The sequence below is a fragment of the Kocuria sp. KH4 genome (assembly GCF_053711175.1).
Genome location: NZ_JBSJYX010000004.1, coordinates 26728 through 42125, shown reverse-complemented (window position 1 = coordinate 42125; position 15398 = coordinate 26728). Strand labels below are relative to the sequence as shown.

Here is a 15398-nt window from a genome sequence, read left to right as displayed (position 1 = left end):
TGGGCGGCGGACTTGACCGCGTCTGGCATACTGGACGGGTACTCGATGCGTGCGGTCCCTCTCGCCGCACGTTTCTCGTGTCCACAGAACCCCTGCGACCGGCCCGCCCCACGGGAGCGAGACCAGGGCGTTCACCTCATCCAAGAACCAGGAGAGTCCACACCAGTGGCTGTTAAGATCCGTCTCAAGCGCATGGGCAAGATGCGCGATCCCCGTTACCGCCTCGTCGTCGTCGACTCCCGCAAGAAGCGCGACGGCCGCGTCATCGAGGAGATCGGCAAGTACCACCCGACCGAGCACCCCTCCTACATCGAGGTCGTCTCGGAGCGGGCCCAGTACTGGCTCGGCGTCGGCGCCCAGCCGTCCGAGGCCGTCGCCGCCATCCTCCGGGTGACCGGTGACTGGCAGCGTTTCAAGGGCGAGGAGGGCGCCGAGGGCACCCTGCAGCAGCCCCAGGGCAAGGGCGAGTTCGTCGCCCCCGACAAGGGCTCCGTGATCATCCCCGAGGCGATCACCCCCAAGGCCGAGAAGACCGAGACCGCCGAGTCCGACGACGCCGCCGCGGCTGACGCCGAGAAGGCCGAGTAGTCGTGCTCGCCGACGCGTTGGAGCACCTCGTCCGCGGGATCGTGGACAGCCCCGATGACGTCGACGTCCGACTCAAGAGCGGGCGCCGGGCGGAGACCCTCGAGGTCCGGGTCCACCCGGACGACCTCGGGCGGGTCATCGGACGCCAGGGCCGCACCGCCAAGGCGCTGCGCACCGTCGTCGGTGCGCTCGCCGAGGACGGCCCGGTCCGGATCGACGTCGTCGACACCGACCGCCGCACCCGCTGAGGCGGGCCGGGCGCACCCGCGACCGGTCCCGCCGCCCGCACGGTCCCCGCATCCGCACCGGATGCGGGGACCGTCGGCGTTGACGGCCCCCGCGCCGTCCGCACCCCGACCCGGCCCCCGGCCGCACAACCCCCAGGAGCGCACATGTTGGTCCAGGTCGCCCGCATCGGCAAGCCCCACGGCATCCGTGGGGAGGTCACCGTCCAGCTGTTCACGGACGCCCCCGAGGAGCGTTTCGCCCCCGGGGCGCGGCTGCGGCTCGAGCCGTCCTCCCCGCTCGCCCCGCAGGGGACGGTCACCGTGCGCGGGGCCCGCTGGAACAAGGCCGTGCTCGTCGTCGCCCTCGAGGAGGTGCCCGACCGCAACGGCGCCGAGTCGCTGCGCGGCACCCTGCTCTTCGCCGAGGCCCAGGACGAGGACCCGGAGGCCGAGGAGTGGTACGAGCACGAGCTCGTCGACCTCGAGGTCCGCACCGGGCCCGAGGACGGCAGCGGCCCGCGGATCGGCGTCGTGACCGGGCTGCGCACCATGCCCGTCCAGGACCTGCTCGAGATCACGCTGGACGAGGACGGCCGCGAGGCCGCGCTGCCCTTCGTCGAGGAGATCGTGCCGGTCGTCGACCCCGAGGGCGGCTTCGTCGTCGTCACCCCGCCGCCCGGGCTGCTCGAGCTCGGCCTGGAGGACGGCGCCCCCGCGGACGGCGACCCGGAGGGCGGACGCTGATGCGCATCGACGTCGTCAGCATCTTCCCGGAGTACCTCTCCGCCCTCGACCTCTCCCTGATCGGCAAGGCCAGGGAGCAGGGGCTGCTGCAGCTGAGCGTGACCGACCTGCGCGAGTTCACCACCGACCGGCACCGGACGGTCGACGACACGCCCTACGGCGGCGGCGCCGGCATGGTCATGAAGCCGGAGCCGTGGGCGCTGGCCCTCGACGCCGCGCGCACGCGCGGGCCCGCGGCGGCCGGTGCCGCGGAGCAGCGGCCGGTGCTCGTGGTGCCCTCCCCGGCCGGTGAGGTCTTCACCCAGGCCACCGCCCGCGAGCTCGCCCTCCGGGAGCACCTCGTCTTCGCCTGCGGGCGCTACGAGGGCATCGACGAGCGGGTCGTCGAGTGGTCCCGGGAGCACTTCGAGGTGCGGCCCATGAGCCTGGGCGACTACGTGCTCAACGGCGGGGAGGTCGCCGTGCTGGCCATGGTCGAGGCGATCGGCCGGCTCGTGCCGGGCGTGATCGGCAACCCGGAGTCGCTCGTGGAGGAGTCCCACGCGGACGGGCTGCTGGAGTACCCCGTCTACACCAAGCCCGCACGGTGGCGCGACCGGCCCGTGCCGGAGGTCCTGCTCTCGGGCCACCACGGGCGGATCGCCCGCTGGCGGCGCGACCGGCAGCTGCAGCGCACCGCCGCCCGCCGCCCGGACCTCGTCGCCGCCCTGGACCCGTCCGGCCTCGACTCCGCCGACCGCGACGTCCTCGCCGCGGCGGGCTGGGTCGTCTCCGGGGACCGGCTCGTGCACGACGGCGCGGGCGGGGGAGACGACCCCGGGTCACCTGTGGCATAATGGCCAGCTGTGTCTGCTGGGCACGCCCCTGCCGCAGGGGGATGAGCGACCAACAGCAGGACACCCGGGAACCCTCCGTCGGGCGCCCGGCCACCACGTCTTGCGGATTCCGCACCCGGCCCGGGCACCGCCCGGACCGCAGCACGGATCCGCGCCGACCCACGTGAGCGACCTGCGGCGTTCACCAGGAGAGACACCATGAACATCCTCGACCAGCTCGACGCCAAGTCCCTGCGCAGCGACGTCCCCGACTTCCGCCCGGGCGACACCCTCAACGTGCACGTGAACATCGTCGAGGGCAACCGCTCGCGCGTCCAGGTCTTCAAGGGCTTCGTGCTCGGCCGCCAGGGCGCCGGCGTGCACGAGACCTTCACCGTCCGCAAGGTCTCCTTCGGCGTGGGCGTGGAGCGCACCTTCCCGGTGCACTCCCCGGTCATCGACAAGATCGAGGTCCTCACCCGCGGTGACGTCCGTCGCGCGAAGCTGTACTACATGCGCGACCGCCACGGCAAGGCCGCCCGCATCCGCGAGAAGCGGGACAACACCGCCACCACCAAGTCGAACAAGGCCGGCAAGTCCGGCAAGTCCGGCAAGTAGGGCAGCGCCCGCTCCCGTGCCCACCGGAGCCCGGGCGCGGGGCCCGCACAGCACCGGGTCCCACGCCGTACGGCGAGAACGCCAGCCCCGCACTCGGGGCTGGCGTTCCGTCGTCCTCGCCCTGCTCGTGGCGGCGTTCGTCGCCGGCGTGCTGCGCGCCTTCGTCGTGGACGTGTACTGGATCGGCTCGGACTCGATGCAGCCCACCGTGGAGCCGGGGGACCGGGTGCTGGTGAGCAAGCTCGGCCACGGGCGGGAGCCCGAGCGCGGGGACCTCGTGGTCTTCGACGGCCGCGGCAGCTTCGCCCCGCTGCGCAGCGACGACCCCTGGCCGCTCCAGGCCCTGCAGACCGTCGGCCGGTGGACCGGGCTGGCCGGCTCCGACAGCGTCTACCTCAAGCGCGTGCTGGGCGCGCCCGGGGACACGGTCGCCTGCTGCGGGCCCTCCGGCCGGCTGCTCGTCAACGGCGAGGAGCTCACGGAGGACTACCTCCTGGAGGGGGACCGCCCGAGCGAGACCGAGTTCACCGCCGTGGTCCCCGAGGGCCGGCTCTGGCTCATGGGCGACCACCGCTCGGTGTCGGTCGACTCGCGCAGTCTGCTCGGCGCGCCCGGCGGCGGGCTGGTGCGAGCGGATAAGGTCATCGGAGAACCTGTTGCTGTCCTCTGGCCCCTGGACCGGGCCGGGCAGCTCTGACGCGATCCGCACGGATCCGGAACCGGGCGCCCGTCGGCGCCCGCCCAGGAAGGACGAGAGCATTGGCCGACAGGACCCCGACCGCCGGTGACGGCGCGCCCCGCGAGAGCCGGGGCGCCACCGGCGACGCCGCCCTTCCCGCCGCCGAGGCCGCCGGCACGCCTCCGGCGGCCCCCACCGTGCCGCGGGACCCCGCCGCGGGCGCCGACCTCGACCAGGGGTCCGCGTCGCGGCGCGGCCGCCTGCGCGGGGGCCGGCCGCGCAAGCAGCGCCCCGACACGTTCTGGGGCTCGGTCCGCGAGATCGTGCTCGTGCTGGTCTGGGCCGTGCTCATCGCCTTCGTGGTCAAGACCCTGCTGGTGCGGGGCTTCTACATCCCGTCCGGCTCCATGGAGAACACCCTCCAGCTCAACGACCGGATCTTCGTCAACGTCGTCGAACCTACCTTCGGCCCGCTCGAGCGGGGGGACATCGTGGTCTTCGAGGACGCGAAGGGGTGGCTGCCCGCCCAGCCGGACAGCGGCGGCGGACCGGGGGACGCCGTCTACGACGCCCTCGCCTTCGTCGGCGTGCTGCCCGACCGCACCGACCAGCACCTCATCAAGCGCGTCATCGGCGTCGGCGGCGACCGGGTGGCGTGCTGCAACGGCTCGGGGCAGGTCACCGTCAACGGCCAGGCCCTCGAGGAGGAGGGCTACCTGTACCCCGGGTCCGCCCCCTCGGACATCCCCTTCGACATCGTCGTCCCGCAGGACCACTACTTCGTGCTGGGCGACCACCGCGACGCGTCCGCCGACTCGCGGGTCCACTTCTCGGAGGTGGTGGAGAACAGCGCGTTCATCAGCCACGACGACGTGGTGGGCACCGCGTTCGTCATCGCGTGGCCGCTCGACCGCTTCCAGTGGCTGCAGAACCCGGACGACATCTTCGCCGACATCCCGGCCGGGTCCGCCGGTGGCTCCTGAGCCCCGCACGGCACGGACACCGGCCGCGCCCCCGGGACGGGCCCCCGGGCTCGCCGTCGAGCGCTCCCTCCTGGAGTCCGGCGCCCACCGGGTGGGCGGCATGGACGAGGTCGGCCGCGGCGCCCTCGCCGGCCCGGTCACGGCGGGGGTGGTGGTCCTGCGCCCCGGGACGGCACGGGGGATCCCCGGTCTGCGGGACAGCAAGCTGCTGAGCCCCGCCCGCCGCGAGGCCCTCGTGCCGCGCATCCGCTCCTGGTGCGCCACCAGCGGTGTGGGCCACGCCTCCCCGCAGGAGATCGACGCCCTGGGCCTCACGGCGGCGCTGCGCCTGGCCGGGCAGCGCGCCCTCGCCGCGGCGGCCCGCGGCGGTGCGGCCCCGGACGTCGTGCTCCTGGACGGCCGGCACGACTGGCTGAGCGCGGCCGCGGCGCCGTCCCTCTTCGACGCCCCCGCCGCCGCGGACGGGCCCGTCTGGGGCGGAACGGTCGTGACCCGGGTGAAGGCCGACCTGACCTGCGCGAGCGTGGCCGCGGCCAGCGTGCTCGCCAAGGTGGAGCGGGACGGGATCATGCGGGAGCTCTCCGGGTCCTGGCCGCAGTACGGTTGGGAGCAGAACAAGGGCTACGGTGCCGCGGGGCACCGCGCGGCCCTCGAAGCGGGCGGCCCCACGCCCCACCACCGGCTGAGCTGGCGGCTGACCCGGCCGCCGGCCGCCGGGCCGAGCACGAGCGGAGACGAGACGAGATGAGCGCCGAAGAACTCGAGAACTTCGAGACGGACCTGGAGCTGCAGCTCTACCGCGAGTACCGGGACGTGGCCGGGCTGTTCCGGTTCGTGGTGGAGACCGACCGCCGCTTCTACCTGGCCAACTCGGTGCGGATCGACCCGGTGGAGACGCGCAACGGGCTCTACTTCGACGTGGAGCTCAAGGACGCCTGGGTGTGGGACGTCTACCGCTCGGCGCGGTTCGTCAAGCACGTGCGCGTGATGAGCTTCAAGGATGTCAACGTGGAGGAGCTCGCCCATGCGGACCCCTTCGCCGTGCCCGGCGCCGCCGGGCCCGCGGCCGGAGACCCCGCGTCTCCCTGACCCGCCCTGCACACCGCCCCGCTCTGCACACCTCCCCGGGTCCGGCCGCGGCGCGGGCCGACGGCGGCCATGCTGGACCCCGGTCCGCGACGTCCCGGACCGGGGAGGAGGCCCCGTGGCCGGGGAGCTGGGAGCGCACGGCGAGCAGCTCGCGGCCGCGCACCTGAGGACGCTGGGCTACCGCGTCCTGGACCGCAACTGGCGGGCCGTGCCCGCCCGGGACGGCCTCCGCGGCGAGGTGGACGTCGTCGCCGAGCACGGGGAGTGGGTCGTGGCCGTGGAGGTCAAGACCCGCTCCAGCGTCCGTTACGGACATCCTTTCGAGTCCATTACGCGGGCCAAGACGGTGCGCCTGCACCGCCTCGCGGCGGCCTGGGCCAGGGTCCACGGCCGGGACCCCCGGATGATCAGGGTCGATGCCGTTGCAATCACTTTCGCACAGGACGGAGCGCCGGAGATCGAGGTGCTGCAGCAGGTCCAATAAGACGCGACGCGCCCGGGCCCGGCGTGACAGTCCCCCCGCGACGTGCCACTGTGGAACCGTCGACAACCGGGAGAACGTCGGAGGTGCGCTGTGGTCGCTGCGGGACCCGTCACTCCCGCGCGTCGTGCCGCGGTGCTCGCCGCGGCCGTCGCGCTGTCCGCCACGGGCTGCCGCGCGGCGACGGAGCCCGAGCCCGAGATGGTCGCCCAGCCGGGGACCGTGACGACCGCCCCCAGCGGACTGACCCCGGGTCCTTACGCCCTCACCACGGAGGAGGGCGCCGTGATCTCCTTCGACCTGCCGACCGTGCCCGCCCCCGACGACGGGGTGGAGCGCCTGCGCCAGGACCTCCACGTCGAACCCGTGACCTACGTCGAGCTGCACATCGACAACACCGAGGGCACGCGGGCCGTGGAGATCGACGACCTGAAGGTGATCAGCCACGAGGGCGGCCAGTTCCCCTTCGAGCCCGCCGCCGAGGTGCTCGCCGAGTGGGATCCCAACCGGTCCCCCGAAGGCGGCTACTGGCGGGCCGACGGCACGCCGCTGGACGCGGCGAGGGGCGCGGAGCTGGACGCCCGCACCCACGAGCTCATCGGGCAGTACACCGGTTCCGTCCCGGCCGGCGCCGAAGGCCGCGAGCTGATGATCGGGGACTTCGAGCGCCTGCCGGTCAGCTTCGACGACATCGAGCTCTCCCCGTACCCGAACGAGCGCGCCCTGTTACCGGAGCCGGTCGGCCACGGACCCGTCCAGCGCCAGTACCGCGCGGGGGCCCCGGAGCCGGCCCCGCGGGAACGCGTCGAGGCGCAGCCGGCCCCGGCCGAGCCGGCCCAGCCGGCGGCCCGGCCGGCGCAGCCTCCTGCCGCGCCGCCCGCCGCGCCCACGACCGCGCCCGAGCCGGCTCCCGCGCCCGCTCCGGAACCCGTTGCCGAGCCCGCTCCCGTGTACGTGCCCGACTGCAGCGACGCCGCCGATCCGTCCGGGCCGGTGCAGCAGACCGCCTGGAACGCCGCCTGCGCGCCCGTGGCCGAACCGCTGCCCGTGCCGACGGCACCGCCCGCCCCGGTGCCCACACCGTCGCCGGAGCCGACCGCGCCGCCCGCTCCGGTGCCTGCCCCCTCACCGTCTCCCACCGGGGAACTCGCCCCAGCCGCCGGGGCGCCGGGGGCGACGCCCGGTCCCACCCCGTCGGCGTCCTCGAGCCCCACCGGGCGCCGACTCTGGCCCCCGGAGCCGGTCACCCGGGCCTCCCCGGCCCCGGCTGGACCCACGTCTCCCGCTACCCCCACGCCCACCGCCGAGCCCACGCCCACGCCCTCGTCCTCGCTCCCCAGCTGGGGCTATCCCGCCTGACCCGCCGGGCGCCTCCACAGCGGGGCCTGCCGGTCCACCGGGGTCCGTGCCGCACGGGGGAGCATGGCCGGCATGCACCCGAGCCGACCGCACCGCGCCGACGACCTCGACCCCGCCCGATACCGGGCCGCCGTCCCGCACCGCCGCCGAGCGCACACCGTTCCCGGCCCCGCCGGGAGCCGGTGCGTCGCCCCGATGCACCCGGTGCGCACGGGGGACCGGTGATGGGCTTCGCGCGCACCTGGGCGGTGGCACTCGTGGGCCTGGACGGGGCGATGGTGGAGGTGGAGGCCGACATCGGCCAGACCCTGCCCGCCTTCTCGATCGTCGGCCTGCCGGACGCGGCCCTCAACGAGGCGCGCGAGCGGCTGCGGGCCGCGGCGCGCAACAGCGGCATGCCGCTGAGCCCGCGCAAGCTCACGGTCAACCTGACCCCCGCGACCCTGCCCAAGCGCGGCTCGCTCTTCGACCTCGCCATCGTCCTGAGCGCGCTGCAGGCCGCCGGCTCCGTGCCCGGCACCGGCCGCACGGTCTTCCTGGCCGAGCTCGGCCTGGACGGGGCGCTGCGCCCGGTGCGCGGGATCCTGCCGGCGGTCATGGCGGCGGTGCGGGCCGGGCACGAGCGGATCGTCGTCTGCGAGGCCAACGCGGCCGAGGCCGCCCTGGTCCCCGGCGCCCGGGTGGCGGGCTACGGCTGTCTCGCCGAGGTGCTCGCCGCCGCCGGCGCGGATCCACAGGGGCTACGCCGCCCCGCACCGGCCGGCGACGACCCCTCCGCGGCCGGTCCCTCCGGGACCGGCGGGACGGCGCCGGAGGGGACGGCCGGGGGACCGGCGGGCCAGGCGGGTCCCGACCTGGCCGACGTCGCCGGTCAGGAGGACGGCCGGCTGGCCCTGGAGATCGCCGCCGCGGGCGGGCACCACCTGCTCATGGTCGGCCCGCCCGGCTCCGGCAAGACGATGCTGGCCGAACGGCTGCCCGGGCTGCTGCCCGACCTCGAGGACGACGCCGCCATGGAGGTCACCGCGATCCACTCCCTCGGCGGCCCTGCGCAGCGGCGCACCGCGCTGATCCGGCGCCCGCCCTTCGAGGCGCCGCACCACACCGTGTCCTCGGCGGCCCTGTTCGGGGGCGGGACGGGGATCCCGCGGCCGGGCGCCGCCTCGCGCGCCCACCACGGCGTGCTGTTCCTCGACGAGGCGCCGGAGTTCGACCGGGGCGTGATCGACGCCCTGCGCCAGCCGCTGGAGAGCGGGCGGGTGACGATCGACCGGGCGGTGGCCTCGGCCGTCTATCCCGCCCGGTTCCAGCTGGTGCTCGCCGCGAACCCGTGCCCGTGCGGGCAGTCCGGAGGCCGCGGGGCGGACTGCACCTGCACCCCGCGCGTGCGCCGGTCGTACTTCGGCAGGCTCAGCGGCCCGCTGCTGGACCGGGTGGACCTGCAGATCTCCGTGCCCAGGGTCTCCTACGGGGAGCTCGCCTCCGGGGCGGGCGGCGCGGAGCCGACCTCCGCCGTCGCCGTCCGGGTCGCCGCCGCCCGCGGCGCGCAGGCCGACCGCCTTCGCCGGCTGGGCCTGCGCACCAACGCCGAGCTCGGGACCGGCATCCTGCACGGGCCCCTGCGCCCGCCGCGGGCCGTCACCGCGCCGCTGGAGCGGGCCATGGACCGCGGGGCCCTGACGGCTCGGGGGCACCAGCGGGTGCTGCGCGTGGCCTGGACGCTCGCGGACCTCGACGGCCGCGGCGCGCCGGCGCCCGACGACGTCGACACCGCCCTGTACTTCCGCTCGCTCGTGCCGGCCTGAGCGCGGCAGCGACCCGACCGCCGAGCAGAGGACCGAGAAGAGGACCGACCATGCACCCCGACCCGTCCGCACCCCGCCCCGCCGACGACGGCGTGCGGCTCGCCCGCGCCGGGCTCTGCCGCCTCGTGGAGCCCACGGACCCCACCGCCATGCTCCTGCTGGCCGCACTCGGACCGGTCGCGGCCCTCGAGGTCGCGGCCGGGCGGCGGGTCGTCGGCGCGGCCGAGCACGCCGCCCTCGTCCGGGCCGGGGCGGAGGCCGGGTACGCCCCCCGGCAGGTCGACCTGCGCCGCGCCCTGGAGCGCTGGTCCGGCCGCGCCGCCGGGCTGGACCCCGCCGCGGACCTCGCCGCGGCGGCCCGGGCCGGGGCGTGGTTCGCGGTGCCGGAGGACCCGGACTGGCCGGCGGCACTGGCCGACCTGGGGCTGTTCCAGCCGGTCGGGCTGTGGGGCCGGGGCCGGCGCCGGCTGCTGCGGTTCCCCGCCGGCCGCGCGGTGGCCGTGGTCGGCTCCCGCGACTGCTCCGGCTACGGCCGCGGGATCGCCCTGGACCTTGCCGGCGCCCTGGCCGCGCGCGGCTGGACCGTGGTCTCCGGGGGCGCCTACGGGATCGACCAGGCCGCCCACACCGCGGCCCTGGCCGCCGGCACGGGCACCCCGCCCACGGTCTCGGTCATGGCCGGCGGCATCGACCGGCTCTATCCGCGCGGCAACGACGAGCTGCTCCGCGGCGTCGAGGCCTCCGGGCTGCTGCTGAGCGAGGCGTCGCCGGGGTGCACGCCCAGCCGCTACCGCTTCCTGCAGCGCAACCGGATCATCGCCGCCCTCTCGGCGGGGACCGTGGTCGTCGAGGCCCGGTGGCGCTCGGGCGCCCAGAACACCGCCCACCACGCGGACGCCCTCAGCCGACCGGTCGGCGCCGTCCCCGGCAGCGTCCTCGCGGGGACCTCCGCCGGGTGCCACCGCCTCGTCCGGGAGGGCAGCGCCGTGCTGGTCACCGACGTCGAGGAGGTGCTGGAGCTGCTCCAGCCGCTGGGCACCGTCGCGGCGGCCGCGGAGCCCGCCGACGCCGGGCAGGAGCGGGCCGCGGTGGTGGACGGGCTCTCGCAGCCCGACCGCGTGCTGCTGGACGCGCTGCCGCTGTCGGCGCGCAGCCGACCGGACCGGCTCGTGCGGGTCGCCGGCCTGTCCGCGCGCGAGGTGCTCGGCGGACTGCGCCGGCTCGAGGAGCGCGGGCTGGCCGAGGAGTCGGAGGAGGGCTGGCGCCGCCGTCGCTAGACTCGCCCCATGAGCACCGCCCCCGCCCCGCTGCCGACGGCCGTGATCCGCGCCCTGGAGCGGTACGCGGAGCACCTGAGGCACGAGCGGGCCCGCAGTCCCCGCACCGTCGGCGCCTACACCTCGGACCTGCGGGCCTTGTTCGCCTGGCTGCACGAGCGGTACGCCGTCGCCACGCCCGCGGCCGTGGACCTGGACATGCTCCGGGCGTGGCTCGCCACCCGGCACGCGGACGGGGCGGGACGCTCCTCGATGGCCCGCTGGACGGCCTCGGTGCGCGGCTTCTTCGGCTGGGCCGCCGCCACCGGACTCGTGGGCGCCGACCCGAGCCTGCGGCTCGTGGCGCCCCGGCGGCAGCGCCACCTCCCGGACGTCGTGCCCGCCGACGGGATGCGGGCCCTGCTCGACGACCTCGCCGGGCGCGCCGCCGACCCGGCCGCCTCCGGGGTGGAGGCCGCACTGAGGGCCCGCGACCGGGCCCTCCTGGAGCTGCTCTACGCCACCGGGGCCCGGGTGAGCGAGCTTGCGGGCGCCGACGTCGACGACCTCGACCGCAGCCGGCGGGTCCTCACCGTGATCGGCAAGGGCGACAAGCAGCGCACCGTGCCGTTCGGCCGTCCCGCCGACGAGGCGCTGCAGACCTGGCTGGACCGCAGACCGCGGCTGGCCACGGCCGGCAGCGGTCCGGCGCTCTTCCTCGGCTCCCGGGGCGGACGGATCGATGTCCGGCAGGTCCGCCGCGTCGTGGAGCGCGAGCTCGGCACGGTCCCGGACACCGCGGCGCGCGGGCCCCACGCGCTGCGCCACTCCGCGGCCACCCACCTCGTGGACGGCGGCGCGGACCTGCGCACCGTGCAGGAGCTGCTGGGCCACGCCTCCGTGGCCACCACGCAGATCTACACGCACGTCTCCGTGGACCGGCTCGGCGCCGTGTACCGCCAGGCGCATCCCCGCGCCTGAGCCCGTGCCGTCCGTGCGCGGGCGCCCGCACGACGCCGCGCAGGTTGACGACCCCGGAAACCGTGCAGTTGAATGAGATGTGTGGTGTATCCACCGTCCCGGACCGGGGCGGCGGATGCGGCACCGGGCGGACCGGACGCCGTGCGGGCCTCGAATCCCCGCGGGACACCGGCCGGCCGCACAATCGCATCGCCCGGGAACGGCCCGCACGCCGCGGCCGGGCAGGTGGGGCCGTCGCTGTGCAGGACGTTGGGGAAGACGTACCTACACGACGGAGGAGCAGGTCATGTCTTCACCCACCACGCGCGGAGTGCTCTACGTGCACTCCGCGCCACAGGCGCTGTGCCCGCACATCCAGTGGGCGCTGGAGTCGGTCGCGCGCCAGCGCACGGAGCTCGAGTGGACCCAGCAGAACGCCGAACCGGGCGCGGTGCGCGCCGAGCTGGAGTGGTCGGGCCCCGCCGGCACCGGCGCGCTGCTGGCCTCGGCCCTGCGCACGATGGGCCGGCTGCGGTTCGAGGTGACGGAGAACCCCTCCCGCGGCCACGACGGCGCGCGCTGGTCCTTCACCCCCGAGCTCGGGATCTTCCACGCCACCACGGACGCCGCCGGCAACATCATGGTCTCCGAGGACCGGATCCGCTACGCCTACGAGACCGCGGCCGGCAATCCGCTGCTGGTGATCAACGAGCTCTCGCTGGCCCTCGGCGAGGCCTGGGACGAGGAGCTGGAGCCGTTCCGGCACGCCGCGGAGGGCGCCCCGGTGCGCTGGCTGCACCGGGTCGGCTGAGCCCGTCCGGTCCGGCTCCGCCTCCGGGAGCCGGACACGCCATGAGGGTCGCCCCGCGCTGCGGGGCGACCCTCGTGGCGTGTGCCGGATGGATCGGTCGAACCGGTCAGACCGTGCGGAACGCGGCGACGGCGTTGTGCCCGCCGAAGCCGAAGGAGTTGGACACGGCGACGAAGTCCCCGGCCGGCAGCTCCCGGGCGTCCGTGACGACGTCGAGGTCGATCTCCGGGTCCTGGTTCTCCAGGTTGATGGTGCACGGCGCGGTGCGGTGGTGCACGGCGAGGACGGTCAGCACGGCCTCCACGGCGCCGGAGCCGCCCAGCAGGTGCCCGGTCATGGACTTGGTGGCGGAGACGCACATATCGTCCACGGCCGAGCCGAAGGCCCGCCGCAGGGCACCGGCCTCGGGGGCGTCGCCCCGGGGGGTGGAGGTGGCGTGGGCGTTGACGTGCCGGATGTCGGCCGGGGCGAAGCCGCCGGTCTGCATGGCCTCGTCGAGGGCGCGGGCCGCGCCGCGGCCCTCGTCGTCGGGCGCGGTGATGTGGTAGGCGTCGGAGGTCAGGCCGGCTCCGGCCAGCTCCGCGTAGACGCGGGCGCCGCGGGCCGCGGCGTGCTCCTCGGACTCGAGCACCACGGCGCCGGCGCCCTCGCCCATCACGAAGCCGTCGCGGGCCGTGTCGTAGGGCCGGGACGCGCGCTGGGGCTCGTCGTTGCGCTTGGACAGCGCCTGCATGGAGGAGAACGCGGCGATGGTCACGGGGTGGATCGCGGACTCGGCCCCGCCGACCACCACGAGGTCCGCCTTGCCGGAGCGGATGAGGTTCATGCCCTGGTAGAACGCCTCCGTGCCGGAGGCGCAGGCCGAGACGGGGGTGATCGAGGCGGCGCGGGCCTTGAGGTCCATGCCGACGGCCGCGGCGTTGCCGTTGGGCATGAGCATGGGCACGGTCAGCGGCATGACGCGGCGGGCCCCGCGCTTCTGCAGGGTGTCGTAGGCGTCGAGCAGGGTCCAGACGCCGCCGATGCCGGTGCCGAAGGCGACCGCGAAACGGTCGGGGTCGACCTCCTCGGAGTCCTCGGCGTTGGAGCCGGAGAACCCGGCGTCCGCCCAGGCCTCGCGGGCGGCGATGACCGACAGCTGACCCGAGGGGTCCAGGCGCTTGGCCTCCACCCGGGAGAGCACCTCCCCGGCGGGGGTCGAGACGGGCGCGGCGATCCGCACGCTGAGATCGTAGGTGTCCACCCAGTCGTGCTCGATGGCGCGGACACCGGAGACGCCGGTGGTGGCGCTGCGCCACAGCTCGGGGACGGTGCCACCGATCGGGGTGGTGGCACCGAGGCCGGTGACGACTACTTTGCGGGTCATGACTGCACTTCCTCGTGTCCTGGGATGAAGCGGTGGGCGGCCCGCCCGGGTGCGGGTCGGCGGGACGCGGCGGTTCCTGCGCCCCGCCGCGTCCCGCTGACGACCGGCCGGATCAGGCCTGGGCGTTGTCGATGAAGTTGACGGCGTCCTCGACGGTCTTGAGGTTCTTGACCTCCTCGTCGGGGATGGTCACGTCGAACTTCTCCTCGGCGTTGACGACGATGGTCATCATCGAGATGGAGTCGATGTCCAGGTCCTCGGTGAAGGACTTCTCGAGCTGGACCGCCTCGGTCTCCAGACCGGTCTCCTCGTTGACGATCTCCGCCAGGCCGGTCAGGATTTCCTCTTTGCTCGCCATGGTGGCTTCCTTTCTCTGCGGCTGCCGGGGCAGCCGGTGGTGACGGGCGCTCCCGGACGGGTGCCGGGCGCGTCTGTCCCGGTCAGGCCGTGCGGCCGGGCCGGGGGACATCGGGTGTGCGGTTCAACCCTACGACGAGTCGCAGCGGCCCCGCGCCGCCGGGGATCAGGGGAGGACGACGACCTGCGCCCCGTAGACCAGCCCGGCGCCGAAGCCGATCTGCAGGGCCAGCTTGCCGGACAGCTCCGGGTGCTCGGCGAGCAGCCGGTGCGTGGCCAGCGGGACGGACGCGGCGGAGGTGTTGCCGGCGTCGGCGATGTCCCGGGCGATGACCACGGAGTCCGGTAGCTTGAGGGTCTTGGCCATCTGGTCGATGATGCGCATGTTCGCCTGGTGCGGGATGAAGGCGCTGAGGTCCTCGGGGCCCACCCCGGCCACGTCCATGGCCTCCTGGGCCCGCTTGGCGACCTCCCACGAGGCCCAGCGGAAGACCGTCTGGCCGTCCTGGCGCAGGGTGGGCCACAGGGTCGCGTCCTCGCGCATCTCACCGGTCTCCGGGTCGAGCAGGTCGGGGGCGGGGGTGCGCTCCCGGCCCTGCTCCACGGCGCGGATGTCGGTGAGCGGGTGGGTCATCCGGATGGCGTCCCACTTGGAGCCGTCCGAGCCCCACACGGACGGGCCGATGCCGGGGGTCTCGGAGCGGCCGACCACCGCGGCGCCGGCGCCGTCGCCGAGCAGGAACGAGATGGAGCGCTCGCCGTTGTCGATGACGTCGGAGAGCTTCTCCACGCCGATGACCAGCACGTAGTCGGCCGCCCCGGAGCGCACCAGGGCGTCGGCCTGGGCGATGCCGTAGCAGTACCCGGCGCAGGCCGCGGAGATGTCGAAGGCGGGGGCCGGGGTGGCTCCCAGCCGGTCGGCGAGGGCCGCGGCCGCCGAGGGGGTCAGGTAGGGGAAGGAGATCGTGGAGACGATCACCCCGCCCAGCTGCCCGGCCTCGATCCCGGCGGCGGCCAGTGCCTCGCGGGCGGCGAGCTCGGACATGTCGAGCACGCTCACCTCCTCGGCGGCGCGGTGCCGGGTCCTGATGCCGGTGCGCTGCTGGATCCACTCGTCCGAGGACTCGATCCACTGGCACACGTCGTCGTTGGTCACGACCACGTCCGGGCGGTAGACCCCGAGGCCGAGGATGCGGGAGTGCGCGTTGGTCTGCTGCTGCTTCAGGGTCACCACAGGGGTCGTTGCTCCTTCGTGCGGCC

Annotated in this window: 18 protein-coding genes; 15 read left to right on the top strand and 3 right to left on the bottom strand. The window is 75.3% G+C overall.

The window, feature by feature from the left end:
* The first annotated feature begins 165 nt into the window (after positions 1-165).
* From rpsP to ACWCOM_RS04510, 15 genes are all read left to right on the top strand, one after another.
* The gene (gene rpsP, locus ACWCOM_RS04580) at positions 166-588 is read left to right on the top strand and encodes a 30S ribosomal protein S16 (protein ID WP_454547559.1); all 423 of its coding nucleotides are present in this window, start codon (positions 166-168) and stop codon (positions 586-588) included.
* Positions 589-590: 2 nt separating this feature from the next.
* Entirely contained in the window at positions 591-836 is a 246-nt protein-coding gene (locus ACWCOM_RS04575; RefSeq protein WP_454547558.1) for an RNA-binding protein, read from the top strand.
* Positions 837-980: 144 nt separating this feature from the next.
* A complete protein-coding gene (gene rimM / locus ACWCOM_RS04570) occupies positions 981-1559 on the top strand; it encodes a ribosome maturation factor RimM (protein ID WP_454547557.1) in 579 nt (192 codons plus the stop codon).
* A complete protein-coding gene (gene trmD, locus ACWCOM_RS04565) occupies positions 1559-2395 on the top strand; it encodes a tRNA (guanosine(37)-N1)-methyltransferase TrmD (RefSeq protein ID WP_454547556.1) in 837 nt (278 codons plus the stop codon). Before rimM ends, trmD begins: the two co-directional genes overlap by 1 nt.
* 198 nt (positions 2396-2593) lie before the next feature.
* Positions 2594-2992, top strand: a complete 399-nt coding sequence (gene rplS / locus ACWCOM_RS04560; protein ID WP_454547555.1) for a 50S ribosomal protein L19 — start codon at positions 2594-2596, stop codon at positions 2990-2992.
* A 16-nt stretch (positions 2993-3008) separates the two neighbouring features.
* Entirely contained in the window at positions 3009-3689 is a 681-nt protein-coding gene (gene lepB / locus ACWCOM_RS04555) for a signal peptidase I (RefSeq protein WP_454547554.1), read from the top strand.
* Positions 3690-3751: 62 nt separating this feature from the next.
* A complete protein-coding gene (gene lepB / locus ACWCOM_RS04550) occupies positions 3752-4654 on the top strand; it encodes a signal peptidase I (RefSeq protein ID WP_454547553.1) in 903 nt (300 codons plus the stop codon).
* A complete protein-coding gene (locus ACWCOM_RS04545; RefSeq protein ID WP_454547552.1) occupies positions 4644-5402 on the top strand; it encodes a ribonuclease HII in 759 nt (252 codons plus the stop codon). Before lepB (ACWCOM_RS04550) ends, ACWCOM_RS04545 begins: the two co-directional genes overlap by 11 nt.
* Positions 5399-5743 carry a DUF2469 family protein gene (locus tag ACWCOM_RS04540; protein ID WP_454547551.1) on the top strand — a complete coding sequence of 115 codons (345 nt, stop codon included), beginning with the start codon at positions 5399-5401 and terminating at the stop codon, positions 5741-5743. The genes ACWCOM_RS04545 and ACWCOM_RS04540 overlap by 4 nt, the downstream gene beginning before the upstream one ends.
* A 115-nt stretch (positions 5744-5858) precedes the next feature.
* Positions 5859-6227, top strand: a complete 369-nt coding sequence (locus tag ACWCOM_RS04535) for a YraN family protein (RefSeq protein WP_454547550.1) — start codon at positions 5859-5861, stop codon at positions 6225-6227.
* A 90-nt stretch (positions 6228-6317) separates the two neighbouring features.
* Positions 6318-7583, top strand: a complete 1266-nt coding sequence (locus ACWCOM_RS04530) for a hypothetical protein (RefSeq protein WP_454547549.1) — start codon at positions 6318-6320, stop codon at positions 7581-7583.
* 224 nt (positions 7584-7807) lie between these two features.
* A complete protein-coding gene (locus tag ACWCOM_RS04525; protein WP_454547548.1) occupies positions 7808-9388 on the top strand; it encodes a YifB family Mg chelatase-like AAA ATPase in 1581 nt (526 codons plus the stop codon).
* Between the two features lie 50 nt (positions 9389-9438).
* Positions 9439-10665, top strand: coding sequence for a DNA-processing protein DprA (locus ACWCOM_RS04520; RefSeq protein WP_454547547.1), 1227 nt, complete (start codon positions 9439-9441; stop codon positions 10663-10665).
* 9 nt (positions 10666-10674) lie between these two features.
* Positions 10675-11625, top strand: coding sequence for a tyrosine-type recombinase/integrase (locus tag ACWCOM_RS04515; protein ID WP_454547546.1), 951 nt, complete (start codon positions 10675-10677; stop codon positions 11623-11625).
* Positions 11626-11911: 286 nt separating this feature from the next.
* Positions 11912-12415 carry a DUF3145 domain-containing protein gene (locus ACWCOM_RS04510; protein ID WP_454547545.1) on the top strand — a complete coding sequence of 168 codons (504 nt, stop codon included), beginning with the start codon at positions 11912-11914 and terminating at the stop codon, positions 12413-12415.
* 106 nt (positions 12416-12521) lie between these two features.
* Here the strand turns inward: ACWCOM_RS04510 and ACWCOM_RS04505 are convergent, their stop codons facing one another.
* The 3 genes from ACWCOM_RS04505 to ACWCOM_RS04495 all read right to left on the bottom strand — a co-directional run bounded on the left by ACWCOM_RS04505 (position 12522) and on the right by ACWCOM_RS04495 (position 15372).
* The gene (locus ACWCOM_RS04505) at positions 12522-13781 is read right to left on the bottom strand and encodes a beta-ketoacyl-[acyl-carrier-protein] synthase family protein (protein WP_454547544.1); all 1260 of its coding nucleotides are present in this window, start codon (positions 13779-13781) and stop codon (positions 12522-12524) included.
* Positions 13782-13893: 112 nt separating this feature from the next.
* Positions 13894-14139, bottom strand: a complete 246-nt coding sequence (locus tag ACWCOM_RS04500; protein WP_156266516.1) for an acyl carrier protein — start codon at positions 14137-14139, stop codon at positions 13894-13896.
* Positions 14140-14304: 165 nt separating this feature from the next.
* Positions 14305-15372 (bottom strand): beta-ketoacyl-ACP synthase III, encoded by a 1068-nt coding sequence (locus ACWCOM_RS04495; protein WP_454547543.1) that lies wholly within the window; start codon positions 15370-15372, stop codon positions 14305-14307.
* Positions 15373-15398 lie beyond the last annotated feature (26 nt).

Bases quoted from the DNA above. Each gene is read 5' to 3' on its own strand.
- ACWCOM_RS04520 (WP_454547547.1), top strand. From the start codon at position 9,439: ATGCACCCCGACCCGTCCGCACCCCGCCCCGCCGACGACGGCGTGCGG.
- rimM (WP_454547557.1), top strand. From the start codon at position 981: ATGTTGGTCCAGGTCGCCCGCATCGGCAAGCCCCACGGCATCCGTGGG.
- trmD (WP_454547556.1), top strand. From the start codon at position 1,559: ATGCGCATCGACGTCGTCAGCATCTTCCCGGAGTACCTCTCCGCCCTC.
- ACWCOM_RS04510 (WP_454547545.1), top strand. From the start codon at position 11,912: ATGTCTTCACCCACCACGCGCGGAGTGCTCTACGTGCACTCCGCGCCA.
- ACWCOM_RS04500 (WP_156266516.1), bottom strand. From the start codon at position 14,139: ATGGCGAGCAAAGAGGAAATCCTGACCGGCCTGGCGGAGATCGTCAAC.
- rplS (WP_454547555.1), top strand. From the start codon at position 2,594: ATGAACATCCTCGACCAGCTCGACGCCAAGTCCCTGCGCAGCGACGTC.
- ACWCOM_RS04505 (WP_454547544.1), bottom strand. From the start codon at position 13,781: ATGACCCGCAAAGTAGTCGTCACCGGCCTCGGTGCCACCACCCCGATC.
- ACWCOM_RS04515 (WP_454547546.1), top strand. From the start codon at position 10,675: ATGAGCACCGCCCCCGCCCCGCTGCCGACGGCCGTGATCCGCGCCCTG.
- ACWCOM_RS04525 (WP_454547548.1), top strand. From the start codon at position 7,808: ATGGGCTTCGCGCGCACCTGGGCGGTGGCACTCGTGGGCCTGGACGGG.
- ACWCOM_RS04540 (WP_454547551.1), top strand. From the start codon at position 5,399: ATGAGCGCCGAAGAACTCGAGAACTTCGAGACGGACCTGGAGCTGCAG.